The organism is Amycolatopsis sp. 195334CR, from assembly GCF_017309385.1.
In the GTDB taxonomy this organism is placed as follows: domain Bacteria; phylum Actinomycetota; class Actinomycetes; order Mycobacteriales; family Pseudonocardiaceae; genus Amycolatopsis.
The window spans coordinates 2,217,340-2,237,046 of record NZ_JAFJMJ010000002.1 but is presented as its reverse complement, the minus strand read 5'-3'; the positions used below and the strand labels follow the sequence as shown (position 1 = coordinate 2,237,046).

Here is a 19,707-nt window from a genome sequence, read left to right as displayed (position 1 = left end):
GCGCGCTCCGGCCGTCAGCAGTCGGCCGCGACCGCGGTGAGTTCCTCGGCGAAGCGCCGCAGCAGGTCGCGCACGGTCGCCGCGTCATGCAGGTTCTCCGAGTACGCGATCGCCAGTGACAGTTCACCGCCGGACACGCTCGCGCCGACGTCGAGCACGTGCGGGCGCGGGTCCTCCGGCCCGTGCGGTGGGGTCGGATCGGTCAGGCCGCGGCCGTAGAACCCGTCCCCGGCGTCGGCGGTGTCGAACTGGCCGAGGTAGTTGAAGCCGACCTCGGGCTCGACCACCCCGGCGAGCGGATCACCCTCACGCAGGTACCGCAGCAGCCCGTACCCGATGCCCTTGTCCGGGATGGCGCGCAGGGTCCGCTTCACCGCGGCGATCGTCGACCGCCGGTCCTCGCCGGGCCGCACCTCGAAGCCCACCGGGAACATCGTGGTGAACCAGCCGACCGTGCGGGAGAGGTCGGCGCCGTCGACGACCTCCTCGCGTCCGTGTCCCTCCAGCGTCACCAGCACCCGGTCGTGCCCGCTCCACCCGCTCAGCGCCCGGCCGAACGCGGCCAGCAGCACGTCGTTGATCTGGGTGCGGAACCGGCCCGGCGCCACCTTCAGCAGCGTCCGGGTGACCTCGGCGTCCAGTGTCTGCGTCACGGTCGCGGCCGAACCAGCCAGGTTGCGCCCGCGCCGGTCGACCGGCAGCGGCGCGGCTTCCGGTGTGCGGCGCCAGAAGTCGATCTCCCCGGCCATTTCCGGCGAGTTCGCGAGTGCGGTCAGGCCGTTCGCCCACTCCTGGAACGACGTGGTCCGCGGGCCGGGGTCCGCCGCCTGCCCGGTGGCCACGCGGGCCAGGTCGCCGAGCAGGATGCGCCAGGAGACCCCGTCGATCACCAGGTGGTGCGCGACGATCGCCAGCCGTGCCGGGCGGTCCGGTCCGCAGTCGAAGAGCAGGAACTCGGCGAGCGGGCCGTAGGTCAGGTCCAGTTCGCGGTGGGCGCGGCCGAGCAGGCGCTCGATCGTGGTGTCGAGGTCACCGGCGGGGACCGCGGACAGGTCGTGCCGGGAGCACACCTGCGCGGTCTCGGTCTCCAGCACCCGCTGCCACCACTGCTCCCCCACCAGGTTGTACCGCGAGCGCAGCCCGTCGTGGTGGGCGACCACCACGTCGACGGCCCGCGCCACGTCGTCGAGCCGGACGCCGTCGGCCAGTTCCAGGTAGGTGGACATGGTGAAGTGCTGCGGGGAAACGCGGTGCGTGTCGAAGAACCACCGCTGGATCGGGGTCAGCTCGACCGGCCCGGACACCCGCTCGCCGACGCCGGTTACCTCGGGTTCGGTCTCACCCGCGTCGGTGACCAGCGCGGCCAGTCCGGCGACGGTCGGCGCGAGGAACAGATCCTTCGAGGACAACGACAACCCGCGCTCGCGTGCCCGGGACACCGACTGAATGCTCAGGATCGAGTCCCCGCCCAGGTCGAAGAAGTTGTCGTGCACCCCGACCCGGTCCAGGCCGAGCAGTTCGGCCCACACCTCGGCGAGCACCTGCTCGCGTTCGGTGCGCGGCTCGACGTACTCCTCCTCGCTGGAGCCCAGTTCCGGCGCGGGCAGCGCGGCCCGGTCCACCTTGCCGTTGGGCGTCAGCGGCAACCGGTCCAGCACCACCAGCGCGGGCACCATGTACTCGGGCAGCACGTCGGCGATCGCCGCCCTGACCACCGCGGTGTCTATTGTGGACATCGCGGGCACCAGGTAGCCGACCAGCCGCTTGCTGCCCGGCTGGTCCTCCCGCACCAGCACGACGACCTGCGCCACCTCCGGGCGCGCGGCCAGCGCGGCCTCGATCTCCCCGAGTTCGATGCGGAAACCGCGGATCTTCACCTGGTGGTCCGACCGGCCGACGTAGAGCAGTTGGCCGTCGGGCAGCCACCGCACCACGTCACCGGTGCGGTACGCCCGGCCCCCGCCGCCGGACGGGTCGGCCACGAAGCGTTCCGCGGTCAGCCCCGACTGCCCGAAGTACCCGCGTGCCAGGCCACCGCCGGTGAGGTACAGCTCGCCCGCCACGCCGACCGGGACCGGCCGCAACCAGCGGTCCAGCACGTGGGCCCCGGTCCTGGCCATCGGCCTGCCGATCGGCGCGATCCCGGCGGCCAGCCGGTCGGTGCGCATCGGCGCGTGCGTGACGAAGGTGGTGGTTTCGGTGGGCCCGTAGACGTGCATGACCGCGGTGTCCGGCGCGGCCTCCCGCACCCGCAGCATCGCCGCGGGCGAGGCGGCTTCCCCGCCGGTCCAGATCTCCCGGATGCCGGTCAGCGCGGCCGGGTCCTCCTCGGCGATCAGGTTGAACAGCGCGGTGGTGACGAACAGGCCGGTCACCCCGTGCTCGGTGACCATCCACCGCAGCACGGTCGCGTCCACGTCACCCGGCGGCGCCACCACCGCGGTGCGGCCCGAGAGCAGGGGCGCCCACAGCTCGTAGGTCGACGCGTCGAACGCCGTCGGCGAGTGCACCAGCACCCGCTCGTGCGCACCCGACCCCCACGCCGGGTCGGACACCAGGTCGGCCACGTCACCGTGCGTCGCCATCACGCCCTTGGGCACGCCCGTGGAGCCGGAGGTGAACATGACGTACAGCGCGCTGTCCGGGTGGAGCACCGGCACGCCGGGGAAATCGCCGGCCTCGCCGGGACGAACGAGGGGCGTTCCGGCGGGGACCCGGGCGGGCTCGTCCGCGAGCGCGACCACCGCTTCCGTCGTCTCGGCCAGCCACTTCACGCGTTCCGCCGGCGCCGAGCCGTGCACCGGCACGGCCACCGCTCCGGTTTTCGCGATCGCCAGCAGCCACACCACCACGTCCACCGAACGGCCGAGCAGCACCAGCACGCGGTCGCCGGCCTTGACGCCGCGTTCGGTCAGCGCGCCCGCGCACCGATCGGAACGCGCGTCGAGTTCGCCGTAGGTCAGCGTGATTTCGTCCGACACCACGGCCACGGCTTCCGGATCGCGGCCAACCGCGGCGGCGAACAGCTCCGGCAGCGTGCCGGGTGCCTCGCCGGGCGTGCCCGCGAAACCGGTGACCCGATCCCGCTCACCCGGTGGCAGCACGCCGGCCTCGGCCACCGCGCCACCGGCGGCCAGGCCGCCGAGCACCGCCACCACCCAGCCGGTGAGCAGTTCGGCCGTGGCCGCGGTGAACAGATCGCTGTTGTAGGTCAGCGAACCGCGGAGCAGGCCGTCCCGCTCACCGAACACAAAGGACAGATCGAACTGCGCGGTTTCCCGGCCCAGCGCGAGTTCCTCCACGGCCAGCCCGGCCATCGCCGACCCGCCGCGGGGCACGTTCTCCAGTGCCACCACGGCCTGCACCACCGGGGTGCGACTGGTGTCCCTGGTGTCCGCCACCGCGTCCACCACCCGGTCGAACGGCACCTCGGCGTGCGCGAAGGCCCGCAGCACGGTCTCCCGAACGCCGCCGAGGAACTCGCCGATCTCCAGCGACTCGTCCACCTTCGCCCGGAGCGCCAGGGTGTTCACGAAGAACCCGACCACGCCTTCCAGTTCTTCCCGGTCACGACCGGATGTCACCGTGCCGAGCGCGAAGTCGTCCTGCCCGGAGAACCGCGAAAGGACCAGCTCGACCGCGGCCACCAGGGCCATGAACACGGTCACGTTCTCCTGGCGACACATCCGCCGGACGGCCGCGGTGTCCGGTACCTCGAACTCCACCCCTGCGCCCGAGGAGGTCCGCACGGCCGGGCGGGGGTGGTCGGTCGGCAGCTCCAGCACCGGGACCCCGGCCAGTTCGCCGCGCCAGAACTCCAGCCGCTCGTCCCACGGCAGGGCTCGTTGCCACACCGCGAAGTCCGCGTACTGCACCGGCAGCGGGGCCAGCCCGGCCGCGGCCACCAGCTCCTCCGGCGCCCGGTGGGTCCCGTCGAGCGCGGCTTCGTACAGCGCGCCCAGTTCCCGCGTGACGATCCCCATCGACCAGCCGTCGGTGACGATGTGGTGCATCGCCAGCACCAGCACGGCTTCCCGGTCCGAGACGCGGAACAGGTGCGGGCGCACCACCGGTCCGGTGCGGAGGTCGAAGCCGCGGTTCAGCTCGGCCCGGACCCGCGCGCCGACCTCGGCGGCGGCCACTTCCTCGGCCATCAGCTCCGGCACCGCTTCGGGCGGCTGGACCAGTTGCACACCCTGCCCGTCCTCGGTGCCGAACCGGGTCCGCAGTGCTTCGTGGCGCCAGCCCAGCGCGGCCCACGCGGCCCGCAGCGCGGGCAGGTCCAGCTCACCGATCAGGCGCACGGCCAGCCCCGAGTTGTACTCGGTGCTGTCCGGTTCGAACTCCTGCACGAACCACAACCGCTGCTGGGCGGCCGACATCGGCAGCCCGCCGGTTCCGCGCGCGACCGGGACCACCGCGGTCCCGGCGCCCGCGTCGGCCACCACCAGCGCGGCCGAACCGGCGATCGTCGGCCGGTCGAACAACGCGCGCGGCGAGATGACCAGCCCGAGGCCGCGCAGGCGCGAGACCACCTGGATGCTCAGCAGCGAGTCGCCGCCGATCTCGAAGAAGTTGTCGTGCACGCCGATCCGGTCGATCTTGAGCACCTCGGCCCAGACCTCGGCGATGGACGCCTCCAGCTCGGTGCGCGGCGGCACGTACTCGGTGTCCGGCCGGTCGAACGCGGGCACCGGCAGCGCGGCGCGGTCCACCTTGCCGTTGCCGGTCAGCGGGAACTCCGCCAGCGGCACCACCACCGACGGCACCAGGTGCTCCGGCAGCCGTTCGCGCAGGAACGCCCGCGCACCCTCCACATCGGACTCTTCGGTGGCGACGACGTAGGCGACCAGCCGTCGCGTCCCGGCGGTGTCGGTCCTGGCGACCACCGCGGAACGCGCGACCCCGGGATGGGTGTCGAGCACCGCCTCCACCTCCCCCGGCTCCACCCGGAACCCGCGGATCTTGAGCTGGTCGTCCGAACGGCCGAGGAACTCCAGGTCCCCACCGGACCGCCAGCGCACCACGTCGCCGGTGCGGTAGACACGGCCGCCGGGCCGCGCCGGTTCGGCGACGAACCGTTCCGCGGTCAGCGCCGGGCGGCCCGCGTAACCCCGCGCCACCCCGTCCCCGGCGAGGTACAGCTCGCCGGGCGTACCGGCCGGGACCGGGCGCAGCGCCCGGTCGAGCACGTAGGCCCGCGTGCCGGGCACCGGCTTGCCGATCGGCCAGTGGGCGCCGTCGGTCAGCGGCCCGCTCAGCGTCGCCGCCACCGTGACCTCGCTCGGCCCGTAGGCGTTGACCAGGCCGTACGCGCCCCAGGTGCGCACCACCTCGGCGTTCATCGCCTCGCCGCCGGCGACCAGCCGCCGCAGGTCCGGGTAGTGGCCCGTGGGCAGCGCGCCGAGCAGTCCGGTCGGGATCATCGCGTGGGTGATCCGCCCGTCGGTGAGCCGGTCGGCCAGTTCGTGCCCGGTGGCCTGGTCCCGGCCGGACAGCACCAGGGTGGCCCCGGCGGACCAGGTCATCACCAGGTCCGCCACGGACACGTCGAAGTTCGGCGAGACCACCTGCAGCACCCGCGAACCCACGGTCAGTCCCAGCGCGCGCACGTGTGCTTCGGCCAGTGCCGCCAGCCCGCGGTGCGGGACCGCCACTCCCTTCGGGCGGCCGGTGGAACCCGAGGTGTAGACCACGTACGCCAACTGGTCCAGGTGCGGCGGCACCGGTTCGGCCTCCGGTCCGGCCGGGTCGAGGTCGAGCACGGGCACGCCGGTGTCCGGCAGCTCGGCACCGGGTTCGGCGAGCACCAGCGCCGCGCCCGAGTCGGCCAGCGCGAAGGCCAGCCGATCCGCCGGGTGCGCGGGGTCCAGCCGGACGAACGCGCCACCGGCCTTGGCCACGCCGAGCAGCGCGACCAGCCAGTCCACGCCACGACCGGCGCAGATGCCGACCACCACGTCCGGGCCGACACCGCGCCCGGCCAGCCGCCGCGCCAGGCCGGTGGCCATGGCGTCCAGCTCGGCGTAGGTCACCGTGCGGTCGCCGTCGACCACCGCCGGTTCGGCCGCGGCCTTGAGCAGGCCCAGTCCGAACAACTCGGGCAGGGTCCGGGGCGTCACCGTTCCCGACTCGTTCCAGGTGCGCACGACCTGCTCGTGTTCGGTGTCCGACAGTGCGCCGAGCACGGCCAGCGGGGTGTCCGCGCCACCGGTGAACGCCTCGATGGCACGCCGCAACGCGTCCGCCATGCGGTCCGCGGTGGTTCGCTCGAACAGATCGGTGCGGTGGAGCACGCTCGCTCGCAGGCCACCGTCGGCGCGTTCCTCGAACTCCACCGACAGGTCCGCCTTCGCCTCGGCCAGTTCGACCGGGAACTCGCCGGTGACCAGGCCCGCGAACCCGGCTGGTTCGCGCGGGGTGTTCTGGTGGATCACCATCGCCTGCGCCACCGGCGGACGGCTGGTGTCCCGGTCGGTGCTGACCGCGTCGACCACCCGGTCGAACGGCACGTCGGCGTGGGCGAACGCGCGCAGCACGGTCTCGCGAACCCCGGTCAGCAACTCGCCGAGCGTGGCCGAGTGGTCCACCTTCACCCGCAGCGCCAGGGTGTTCACGAACAGGCCGACCACGCCTTCGATCTCCGCGCGGTCGCGGCCGGAGGTGACCGTGCCCAGCGCGAAGTCGTCCTGACCGGAGTACCGCGAGAGCGTCAGCTGGACGGCGGCCACCAGCGCCATGAACACCGTGACCCCTTCGCGGCGGCACAGGACCTTCAGCTCGGCCACGGTCTCCGCCGACAGCGCGAATTCGGTCACCGCGCCGGCCGTGGTGCGCACGGCCGGGCGTTCCCGGTCGGCGGGCAGCTCCAGCACCGGCAGCCCGGCGAGTTCGCCCCGCCAGAACTCCAGCCGCTCGTCCCAGTCCCGATCTCGTTGCCACGCCGCGAAGTCCACGTAGCGCACCGGCGGCGCGGGCAGTACCGCGTCCGGTTCGCCGTACAGCACGCCCAGTTCGCGCAGCACGATCCCGGTGGACCAGCCGTCGGTGACGATGTGGTGCATGCCGACCACCAGCACGGCTTCCTCGGGCGAACCCCGCACCAGCCGAGGCCGCACGACGGGCCCGGTTCCGAGGTCGTAGGGCTCCTCCAGCACCGCGTGCACGACGGCGTCGACTTCGCCGGCGGGCACGTCAAGCACTTCGAGCGCCGGTCCCGTTGAACCGACCAGCTGGGTGCTCTGGCCGTCGACCGCGTCGAAGGTGGTCCGGAGGGCGTCGTGCCGCTGGACCACGGCGTCCCAAGCCGTGCGGAGGGCGTCCACGTCCACCGCGCCGGAGAGGCGGACGGCGAAGCCCGAGTTGTACTCGATGCTGCCCGGCTCGAATTCCTGCGCGAACCAGAGGCGGTCCTGGGCCGGGGAAAGCCCGGCGGCGCCGCTGACCGTCCGGGTGATCGCCTCGGCCGCCCGCGGTTCGCCGTCCAGGTCGGCCGAGATCAGCTCGGCCAGCCCGGCGATGGTCGGCCGGTCGAACAGCGCTCGCGCCGAGACGCCGAAGCCGAGTGCGCGCAGCCGGGAGATCACCCGCAGGCTGAGGATCGAATCGCCGCCCACGTCGAAGAAGTTGTCGGACACCCCGAGTTCGCCGGTGCCCAGCACCTCGGCCCACACCCCGGCGAGCACCGCTTCCAGTTCGGTGCGCGGGGCGACGGCGTCCTCGCCGGTGAACTCGGGCGCGGGCAGGGCCGCCCGGTCGATCTTGCTGTTGGCGGTCAGCGGAATGGTGTCGAGCGCGACCACCGCGGCCGGGACCATCGTCTCCGGCAGCCGTTCGCCGGCGAACCGGCGCAGCTCGCCGGTGTCCACCCGCTGCCCGTCGGCGGCGAGCACGTAGGCCGCGAGCCGTTTGACGCCCGGCGTGTCCTCGCGCGCGACCACCACCGCCTTCGCCACCGCAGGGTGCTGGTCGAGCACCACCTCGATCTCGCCGAGTTCGATCCGGACGCCGCGGATCTTCACCTGGTGGTCGGACCGGCCGACGAACACCAGCTGCCCGTCCGGCAGCCACCGCACCAGGTCCCCGGTGCGATAGAGTCGCCCGCCCCTCGGGTCGAACGGGTCCGCGACGAAGCGCTCGGCCGTCAGCCCGGGCCGTTCCACGTAACCCCGGGCGAGACCGTTACCTGCCACATAAAGCTCACCCGCGACCCCGACCGGGGCTGGGCGCAGCCAGCCGTCCAGCACGTAGACCCGCAGGCCGTCGATCGGACCACCGATCGGCCACGAGTCCGCGCGCGCGTCGGTCAGCGGTCCGCTGAGCGTGGCCGTCACCGAGATTTCGCTGGGCCCATAGGCGTTGATCAGCCCATACCGGCCCCAGCGAGCCACCACCTCCGCGCTCATCGCCTCGCCACCGGTCATCACCCGCCGCAACGCCGGGAACTCCCCGGCAGGCACGGTCGCCAGCACACCCGGCGGCACCATCACGTGCGAGGCTTCGGCGGTGCCGAGCAGTTCGGTCAGCTCTTCACCGGTGACCTGCGCACGGCCGGAAAGCACCAGCGTGGCGCCCGCGTACCAGGTCATCACCACGTCCGCGACCGCCGCGTCGAAGTTCGGCGACACCACCTGCAACACCCGCGAACCCACGCCCAGATCGAGCGCCTTTTCGTGCGCCGCCGCCAAACCGGCGACCCCGCGATGCGACACCGCCACGCCCTTCGGCCGTCCCGTCGAACCCGAGGTGTACATGATGTAGGCGAGGTGGTCCGGGTGCGCCGGAACCGGTTCGGCGGACACGTCCGCGTACTCCTGGTCGAGATCGACGACCGGCAGCGAGCCGGGCGCGCGAACCCCACCGGCGGTCACGACGAGCGCCGCCCCGGAGTCGGCGAGCATGAACTCGAGGCGGTCGGCGGGGTGGTCGGGGTCGAGCCGGACGAACGCGCCACCGGCCTTGCTCACCGCCAGCATCGCCACCAGCCACGGGATGCCGCGGTCGAGGCACAGCGCGACCACCACGTCCGGGCCGACGCCCGCTCCGGCGAGCTGCCGCGCGAGCCGGTCCGACCTCGTGTCGAGTTCCTGGTAGGTCAACGAATCGGGGCCGTCGACGACCGCCGGTTCCCCGGCCGCGAGTGAACGACCGCGCGCGTAGACCTCGGGCAGGGTGAGCGCCGGGACCCCGGTCCCGCCGCCGTTCCAGCCGCGCACCACCAGGTCGTGGTCGGCGCCGGTGAGCACGCTCAGCGCGCTGAGCGGCTGTCCGGCGGCGGCGGTCATCCGGTCCAGCAGGGCGATGAGCCGGTTGCCGAGCACCAGGACGGTGTCCTCGTCGAACAGGTCCTGGTCGTAGCCGAGCACAAACCCGAGCCGGTCCTGGAGGAAGGAGATCAGCGTCAGCGGGTAGTTCGTCGCCTCCAGCGCTTCGAGCCCGGTGACGGTGATCGCGCCGTCGGCGCTGCGCTCGCTCATCGGGTAGTTCTGGAACAACACCATGCTGTGGAACAGCGGTGTCTGCCCGTCGGTGACCGAGGCCTGGATGCGCGCCAGCGGGACGTGTTCGTGGCGGCGGGATTCGAGCTGGATGTCCTGCAGTGCGCGAAGCCAGGCGATCAGCTCGGTCTCCGGATCGAGGCGGGCGCGCACCGGCACGGTGTTGATGAACAGCCCGATCATCGACTCGGCACCGGCCAGTTCGGCGGGACGGCCGCTGGTGGTCGCCCCGAACACCACGTCGGTGGCGCCGGAGTGGCCGGACAGCAGCAGCGCCCACGCGCCCTGGACCAGCGCGTTGACGGTGAGCCGGTGCCGGCGGGCGAAGTCCACCACCCGCTCGGTCAGCCCGTCCGGCGGGGTGAGGTCCACCCTGCTGGCGGCCCAGGACTGGATGCCCGGCGCCGGGGTGCGGTCCCACGGCAGGGCCACGGCCTCGCCGAAGCCGTCGAGCAGGCCACGCCAGTAGGCCAGGCCCGCCTGCGTGTCCCTCGTGCCGAGCCAGTCCACGTAGTCGCGGAACGGGCGGCGGGCCACGGCTTCCTGGCGGCCCGCGCAGGCGGCGAGCACCTCGTCGAGCACGATGGCGGTGCTCCAGCCGTCGAGCAGGGCGTGGTGGAAGGTCCACAGCACGCGCACCCGGTTCCCGGCCAGGCGGGCGAGGGTCACCCTGGTCAGCGGTGCGGTGCTCAGGTCGATCCCGGCGGCGCGGTCGGCGGCGATCAGGCCGTCGAACGCGGCTTCGTCCATTCCGGACAGATCGACGGTGGTCACCGGCAGTTCGGCGGTCCGCTGCACCACGCCGAGCGGCACCTCCACCCCGTCCCAGACGACCCTGGTGCGGAGTGCGTCCGACTCGGCCACCACCTGCCGGAAGGCCTCGGCCACCCGGTTCGCATCCGCGACGCCGTCCAGGGTGAACACCAATTGTTCGAGGTAGGCGGGGCTTTCCGGCTCCCGCACGGTGTGGAAGACCATGCCCTGCTGCATCGGAGTCAGCGGATAGACGTCGGCGACGTCGCGGCCGCCGTCGAGCAGGGTGTCCACAGTGGTCTGATCGAGGCGCACGAGCGGGAAGTCGCCGGGGGTGGCCCCGCCGGTGCCCGGCTCGGCGCAGTGCGCGATCAGGTCCCGCAGCGCGCCGGTGAAGGCCTCGGCCACGCGGGCCATCTCGGCGTCGTCGAACCGCGCTCCGGCGTAGGCCCAGGCGACGCGCAACCGGCCTTCGCTGATCTCGGCGGTGATGTCGAGCGGGAAGGGCCGCGCTTCCTCCGGGTGGTGGTCGCCGGTGACCGGCAGGAAGCGGTCGAAGACCGGGCTGTCGGCGTCCACGTCGAACTGGCCGATGTAGTTGAACCCGATTTCCGGGTCGCGGGAAAGTTCGGGGCGTTCCCGCAGGTATCGCAGCACGCCGTAGCCGAAGCCGTGGTCCGGCATGCGGCGGAGGTTCTCCTTCGTGCTGGTGATCGCCCGTGCCCAGTCCACTGTGGATTCCGTGTGCAGTTCGACCGGGAACAGGGTGGTGAACCAGCCCACCGAGCGGCCCAGGTCGGTGCCGGGCAGCAGTTCCTCCTCGCGGCCGTGGCCCTCCATCGCGATCATGACCCGGGTGGAGCCGAGCCAGTCCGTCAGCGCCACGCCGAGTGCCGCGAGCAGGACGTCGTTGATGCGGGTCCGGTAGACCGGGGGCACCTGGTGGAGCAGGGCCTCGGTCTCGTCGGCGGACAGCTCGGCGTGCACCACGCGCTGCCCGGCCACCGTGTCGGTGGCGCTCGGGTCGCCGGGCAGTTCCCAGGTGGCGTCCCGGCCCAGCTCGGTCCAGTAACCGGCCTGGTCGTCGAACCGGCCCAGTTCGGCGGCGGCCAGCACACCCGCGGTCCAGCGGTCGAAGGCGGTGCCGGTGGGTTCGATGGCGGCTGGTTCACCGGCGCGGAGGCGTTCGTAGGTGGCGCCGACGTCCTCCAGCAGGATCCGCCACGACACCGCGTCGACCACCATGTGGTGCACGACGAAGGCGACCCGGTTGCCCCGCAGGACGACGCAGCGGGTGACCGGTCCCGCGGTCAACGAGAGTCCGGTTTGGAGGGCGGGGTCGAAGTCCTGGTCGGTCCGCCACCACACCTCGGACGGGGACTCGGCCACCTCCTGGGTTCCGTTACCGAACCGGAGGTTCAACCCGGGATGCGCGGCGACGACGGCCTGCCAGGCCTGGACCAGCAGTGCCGTGTCCACGGCCGGGCGGAGTTCCACCTGGATGGTCATGGTGAAGTGGTCGGGCGCCAGTGGGTGCGTGTCGAGGAACCAGCGCTGGATCGGGGACAGGCCGACCACGCCCACCGGCGCGGTGTCCACAGTGGTCTCCGCGGCGGGTTCCGCGATCACGGCCAGCCCGGCCACCGTCTGCCGGACGAAGACGTCGCGTGAGGTGACCGCGAGCCCGAGCGCACGGAGGCGGGAGACCACGCGGAGGCTGAGGATCGAGTCGCCGCCGACGTCGAAGAAGTTGTCGAAGACGCCCACACGGTCGAGGCCGAGCACTTCGGCCCACACCCCGGCGATCGTTGTTTCGAGCTCGGTCCGCGGGGCGATGGAGCCCTCGCTGGTGAACTCGGGCACGGGCAGTTGCTTCCGGTCGACCTTGCCGCTCGGGTTGAGCGGAATCTCGTCGAGCTCCACGATCGCCGCGGGAACCATATGCTCCGGCAGCCTCTCGGAGAGGTACGCCTGGCTCGCGGAGCCCACCACATACGCCACCAGCCTCTTGACCCCAGGCTGATCTTCCCGCGCCACCACCACGGAACGGGAGACGTCGGGGTGCTGATCGAGAACCGCCTCGATCTCCCCCAGCTCGATCCGGAACCCCCGGATCTTCACCTGGTCGTCGGAACGACCGAGGTAGTCGAGCTGACCGGTCGCGGTCCACCGCACCACATCCCCGGTGCGGTAAAGACGCCCTTGATTGAAGGGATCCGCCACAAACCGCTCCGAAGTCAACCCCGGCCGACCGAGATATCCCCGCGCAAGCTGCACCCCCGCGAGGTAGAGCTCACCGGGCGCCCCGATCGGCACCGGCCGCAGCCAGTTGTCGAGCACATACACCCGAGTGTTCAGTATCGGCCCACCGATAGTCACCGGCCCCATGGTCACGTCGGCAGCGGTGACATCCACCGCGGCCTCCGTCGGCCCATACAGATTATGCAGCCCCACCCCCGGCAACACCCGCACGAACTCATCCCGCAGGGCCGCCGACAACGCCTCACCACTGCAAATCACCCGCCGCAACCCACCGCACCCGGCGGCTTCCGGCACAAATGCCTGCAGCATCGAAGGCACAAAGTGGACAGTCGTCACGTCATTCCGCCGAATGACCTCGGCCAGATAAGCCGGGTCACGGTGCCCACCGGGGCGAGCCATCACCAACCCAGCCCCCACCATCAACGGCCAGAAGAACTCCCACACCGACACATCGAAGCTAGACGGAGTCTTCTGCAGCACCCGATCCCCGACGCTCAACCCATACTCATCCTGCATCCACTGCAGACGATTCACGATCGACCGGTGCGAGACCACCACACCCTTCGGCCGCCCCGTCGACCCCGACGTATAGATCACATAAGCAGCCTGATCCGGCACCACCACCGGGAGAGTGGCCTCCGCATCCGGAGCGTCCACACCGATCACCGGAACATCAGCCGAGAACGGCAACTCATCGGCCACCACCGCGACCGCACCCGAATCCGCGAGCATGAACTCAAGGCGATCCACCGGGTAGTCCGGATCAATCGGCACATAAGCGCCACCCGCTCGCATCACCGCCAGCAAGGCCACGACCAAGGAGACCCCACGCGGCACGCAGACTCCGACCCGCGATTCCGGCTCCACACCCACTGAAACAAGGTGCCGCGCCAGACGATCCACCCGCGCCGACAACTCCGCATACGACACCGACTCGTCCTCGGCGATCACCGCCACCGCATCGGAGGAGTGGGAACACAGACCCGGGAGGGTACCCGGCACCGACCGACCAGCCGTCGCGTTCCAACCCGAAACGACCTGGGCGAACTCGGCCGGTGGCAACGTGTTCACGAACCGGGCGTCCAGGTCGTCGACCATGGCGGACAGCACCGCCACCACCTGGGCCGAGAGGCGTTCCGCAGTGCTCGCGTCGAACAGATCCCGGTTGTAGTTGAGCACACCTGACAGCGTGCTGGTGAATTCGAAGGTCAGCTCGAACTGCGCCGTCTCGCGGGCGAGCGTCAGTTCCTCCATCCGCACGCCGGGAAGCTCCACAGTGGAACCATCACCGTCCTGGTACAGCACCACCGCCTGCACGATCGGCGTCCGGCTGGTGTCGCGCCCGGTCACCACCGCGTCTACCACCCGGTCGAACGGCACGTCCGCGTGCGCGAACGCCCGCAGCACCGTCTCCCGAGCCCGCCCCAGCAGTTCACCCAGCGACGCGCCGTGGTCGACGCGGGTGCGCAGGGCCAGCGTGTTCACGAACAGCCCGACCAGGTTCTCCACCTCGGGGCGGTCACGCCCGGCGGTGACCGTGCCGACCGCGAAGTCGTCCTGCCCCGAGTACCGGGCGAGCACCAGCTGCACCGCCGCGACCAGCGCCATGAACGGCGTGACCCCGCGGCCCAGGCACATCCGCCGAAGCTCGGCGGCCAGGTCTTCGGGCACGGCAATGCCGACCGTCGCCCCGGCCGTGGTCCGCACGGCCGGGCGCGGGCGGTCCGTCGGGAGTTCCAGTGCCGGGACCCCGTCCAGCTCCTGCCGCCAGAACTCCACGTCCCAGACGCGTTCCCGCTGCCAGGCGGCGAAGTCCGCGTAGGTCACCGGCAACTCGGGCAGCCCCGAGCGAGCCAGCACCGCTTCCGGCTCCTGAAGCCCTTCCTCCACCGCGATCCGGTACAACGCGCCCAGGTCATCGACGAGCACCTTCAGCGACCAGCCATCGGTGAGGATGTGGTGCAGCCCCACCACCAGCACCGCTTCGTCCGCGGCGAGGCGCAGCAACGCCGGCCGGACGACGGGTCCCGACCGCAGGTCGAACCCGCGGCTGAGCTCGCCGCGGACGAACTCGGCGACGGTCTCGCCCGGCGCCAGGTCGATCGTCTCGATCTCGACGTGCCCGGTCGCCCACACGAGCTGCACCGCTCGTCCGTCCACGGCCGCGAAGGTGGTGCGCAGGGACTCGTGCCGCTGCACGAGCGCCCGCCAGGCGACGGCCAAGGCAGCCTCGTCGAGGTCACCGGCGAACCGGACCGCGACGCCCGAGTTGTACTCGGTGCTCGACGGGTCGAACTCCTGCACGAACCACATGCGCTCCTGGCCGGAGGAAAGCTCGTCACCCGTCGGCTCGTGCGGCCGGGCAACCACCGGGGCGGCGGAGGTTCCGGCGGCCACCAGCCCGGCGAGCCCGGCCACCGTCGGCCGGTCGAACAGCGCTCGCGGGGAGACCTCCAGGTCGAGTGCCCGCAGCCGCGCCACCACCCGCAGGCTCAGGATCGAATCGCCGCCCAGCCGGAAGAAGTTGTCGCCGGTGCCGACCCGTTCCACACCCAGCACGTCGGCCCAGACGCCCGCGATCACCGACTCCAGTTCGGTCCGCGGCGCGACGAACCCGCTGCTGGTGAACTCAGGCTCGGGCAGTTGCTTCCGATCCACCTTGCCACTGGGCCCGAGCGGAATCTCGTCCAGCTCCACGATCGCCGCCGGAACCATGTGCTCCGGCAACCTCTCCGCGAGATAAGCCTCGGGGACCGTGCCCACCACATATGCCACCAGCCTCTTCACGCCGGGCTGATCCTCCCGCGCCACCACCACCGACCGGGTGACATCGGGGTGCTGATCCAGCACCGCCTCGATCTCCCCCAGCTCGATCCGGAACCCCCGAATCTTCACCTGATCATCGGAACGACCGAGATAGTCGAGCTGCCCAGCGTCAGTCCACCGCACCACATCCCCCGTGCGGTACAACCGCCCCTCACCAAAGGGATCCGCCACAAACCGCTCCGAAGTCAACCCCGGCCGACCGAGATACCCCCGCGCCAACTGCACCCCCGCCAGATACAACTCACCCGGCGCCCCAACCGGCACCGGCCGCAACCACCCATCCAGCACATACACCCGGGTATTCAGAATCGGCCCACCAATGGTCACCGGTCCGCGCGTGACCTCCGCCGCCGTCACATCAACCGCAGCCTCCGTCGGCCCATACAAATTATGCAGCCCCACCCCCGGCAACACCCGCACGAACTCATCCCGCAGACTCACGGGCAACGCCTCACCACTGCAAATCACCCGCCGCAACCCCACACACCCGGATGCCTCCAGCACAAAAGCCTGCAACATCGACGGCACAAAGTGGATAGTCGTCACCCCATACCGCCGAATCACCTCGGCCAAGTAAGCCGGGTCACGATGACCGCCGGGGCGAGCCATCACCAGACCGGCCCCCACCATCAAGGGCCAGAAGAATTCCCAAACCGACACATCGAAGCTAGACGGAGTCTTCTGCAACACCCGATCCGCACCAGTCAGCCCATACTCATCCTGCATCCACTGCAGACGATTCACGATCGACCGGTGCGAGACCACCACACCCTTCGGCCGCCCCGTCGACCCCGACGTATAGATCACATAAGCCGCCTGGTCGGCTGCCACCACCGGAAGCGCATCCGACGCCTCCGGCACCGCGGTCACGTCGATCACCGGCACCTCGGCCTCGAACGGCAGCTCACCGTCGGCCAGCACGGCCACCGCGCCCGAGTCGGCCACCATGAACGCGAGGCGGTCCGCCGGGTAGTCCGGGTCGATCGGCACATACGCGCCGCCAGCCCGCACCACCGCCAGCAAGGCCACCACCAGGGACACCCCACGCGGCACGCACACCCCGACCCGCGATTCCGGCCGCAAGCCAGCCGAGACCAGGTACCGAGCCAGCTCGTCGACGCGGGCGGAGAGTTCGGCGTACGACACCGCCTCTTCCCCCGCGATCACCGCGACCGCGTCCGGAGTCCGCGCCACGGCCTCGGCGAACAGCCCGGGCAAGGTACCCGGCACCGCTTCACCGGCGGTGTCGTTCCACCCGTGCACCACCTCGTCGAACTCCGGAGCGGGCAACAGGTCCACAGCGGACAGTGGCGAGTCCACACCGGACGCCAGCACTTCCAGCACCGCGACGGTCTGCGCCGCCAGGCGGTCGGCGGTGGTGGCGTCGAACAGGTCGCTGTTGTAGGTCAGTTCCCCGCGAAGTTCCGCCCCCGCCTCCCAGAACTCCCACGCCAGGTCCATTTGCGACCCGAGCCGGGGCACGGCCTCGGTCCGCAGGGTCAGCTCGCCGGCGGTGACCTCGTCCCAGCCGAGCTGCTGGAGGGTCACCAACGCCTGCACCACCGGCGTGCGACTGGTGTCCCGGTCGGTTACCACCGCGTCCACCACCTGCTCGAACGGCACGTCGTGGGCGAGGGCGGCCAGCGTGGCCTCCCGCACGCGCGCCAGGAACCCCGGCAGCGGCTCGGTCCCCTCCACCCGAGCCCGAATTGCCAGCGTGTTGGCAAAAAGGCCGACGATCGGCTCGACCTCGGCCCGGTCCCGGCCGGAGGTCACCGTGCCCAGTGCGAAGTCCGCCTGCCCCGAGTACCGCGACAGCACCAACTGCACCGCGGCCACGGCGGTCATCAACAAGCTCAAGCCCTCGCGACGGCCGAGCGCGCGCAACTCGTCCAGTAGTTCGGCGGGGACGGTGAACGTCGTGGTAGCACCCGCGGCGGTTCGGTTCGCCGGGCGCGGACGGTCGGTCGGCAGTTCCAGGGCCGGGACCCCGGCCAGCTCACGGCGCAAGTAGTCGAGATCGCCGCGCTGCTTCCGCTGCCACACCGCGTAATCCGCGTACTGCACGGGAAGCGCGGGCAGGTCCGCGCGGTCGAGCAGGACGGCCGGGTCGGTCTCGGCGGTCTCCAGCGCGGCGCGGTACAGCGCGCCGAGATCCCGGGTGAGCACGCCCATGGACCATCCGTCGGTGACGATGTGGTGCATCGCCAGCACCAGCACCGGTTCGGCGCCGTCCAGCACGAGCCGGGGGCGCACCACCTCGCCGGCGGCCAGGTCGAACCACGGTTCCAGCGCGGCGCGCACGTCGTCCACGACCGGGATGGGCGTCACTGGGCCGGGCTCAAGGACCGACTGCACGGCACGGCCGTCCACAGTGGAGAATGTCGTCCGCAGAGATTCGTGCCGCCGCACCAGCGCGGCCCAGGCGACCTCCAGCGCCGCCCGGTCGAGCACGCCGGTCAACCGCACCGCCGCGCCCGTGTGGTACTCGCGGCTGTCCGGGCTGAACTCCCGGACGAACCACATCCGTTCCTGCGCGGGGGACAACGGCACGCCCTCGATCGGGCGCGGGACCGGGACCAGCTCGTCCGGGGCGGCCGCGGTGACCACCTCGGCGAGCCCCGCCACCGTCGGCCGGTCGAACAGCGCGCGGGCGGGCAGGTTCAGCCCGTTCGCCCGCAGGCGCGCGACGACACGCAGGCCGAGCAGGGAGTCCCCGCCCAGGTCGAAGAAGTTGTCGTGCACCCCGACCGGGCCGGTCCCCAGCACCTCGGCCCAGATCCCGGCGACCAGTTCCTCGGTCTCGGTCCCGGCTTCGGCCGAACCGGCGTGGAACTCCGGCGCGGGAAGCGCCTGCCGGTCCACTTTGCCGTTCGCGGTGAGCGGGAACGCGTCCACGGTGACCAGTGCGGCGGGCACCAGGTATTCGGGCAGTGGCAGGTCGGCGAGCAGGCCGGTGGTGTCCCCGGCGGGCAGCACGTAGGCGACCAGCCGCTTCACCCCCGGCCGGTCCTCCCTGGCGACCACAATGGACTGGGCGACCGACGGATGGGCGTCCAGCGCGGCCTCGACCTCGCCGAGTTCGACGCGGAAGCCACGCACCTTCACCTGGTCGTCGGCGCGACCGGCGAATACCATCACCCCGTCGGTGCCCAGCCGCACCAGGTCGCCGGTGCGGTACATGCGGCCCGCGCCCGAGACGTCCGGCAGGAACCGGGTGGCGGTCAGGTCCGGCCTGCCGAGGTAACCCTGGGAGACGCCGTCGCCGCCGATGTACAGCTCGCCGGTGCCGCCGGGCGTGACCGGTTGCAGCCGGTCGTCGAGGACGTGGGCGCGCTTGCCGCGCAGGGCCCGGCCGATCGGCACGTGCCCGGCCGGGGTCCGCCCGGTGATCCGGTGGCTGAGCGCGAAGGTGGTGGTCTCCGTGGGGCCGTAGCCGTTGACCACGGCCAAGCCCGGGCAGGCCGCCCGCACCTGGGCCACGGCGGCGGGTGAGACCACGTCACCACCGGTCCAGACCTCGCGCACGCCGTCGAGGCAGCCCGGGTCCTCCTCGGCGAGCAGGCGGAACAGCCCGGCGGTCAGCCACAGATCGGTCACCCCGTGCTCGGCCACCATCCGGCGCAGCACCGGCGCGTCCACCTCGCCGGGCGGGGCGACCACCACCGTGCGGCCGGTGAGCAGCGGTACCCAGATCTCCAGCGTGGTGGCGTCGAAGGCGTGCGGTGAATGAGCGAGGAACCGGCCGACACCGCCGGGCCGCCAGTGCTCGTCCCCGGCCAGCCACACCACGTCGCGGTGGCTGAGCGCGGAACCCTTCGGCCGTCCCTGCGATCCCGAGGTGAACATGACCGCGACCAGCTGGTCCGGCAGCACGCGCCGGGACAGCTCCGGGCCGGGTTCGTCGGCTGTTCGAAGGGTGGGGACGCCGTCCGGGACCTGCCCGGCCAGTGCCTCGTCGGTGACCACCAGGTTCGCGCCGGTGGTCTCCAGGAAGAACCGGGTCCGCTCGGCACCGGAGCCCGCGTGCACCGGCACGACGTGCGCGCCCGCCTTGAGGATCGCGAGAAAGGTGACGATCACCTCGGCGGACCGCTCCATCAGCACGGCCACCGCCGAGCCGGGACCCGCGCCCGCCGCGGCCAGCCGGGCCGCGAGCCTGCCCGCGCGCGCGTCGAGTTCCCGGTAGGTCAGCGTGAGCCGGTCGGAGACCACCGCCGTGGCGCCGGGCCGCTCGGCGACGCGCTCGGCGAACACGCCGGTGAGCGTGCGCTGGTCGGTCGATTCAGTCACTGCGTTCCCCCAACATTCGGACTCGCGGAAAAGCGGCGGCCCCGGCACCGAACCGGCGCCGGGGCCGCCGAAGAAG

1 protein-coding gene is annotated in these 19,707 nt (G+C 71.9%); it reads right to left on the bottom strand.

Going from position 1 to position 19,707, the window contains the following annotated elements; all coding sequences use genetic code 11:
• Positions 1-14: 14 nt before the first annotated feature.
• Positions 15-19,679 (bottom strand): non-ribosomal peptide synthase/polyketide synthase, encoded by a 19,665-nt coding sequence (locus tag JYK18_RS33360; protein WP_307796173.1) that lies wholly within the window; start codon positions 19,677-19,679, stop codon positions 15-17.
• Positions 19,680-19,707 lie beyond the last annotated feature (28 nt).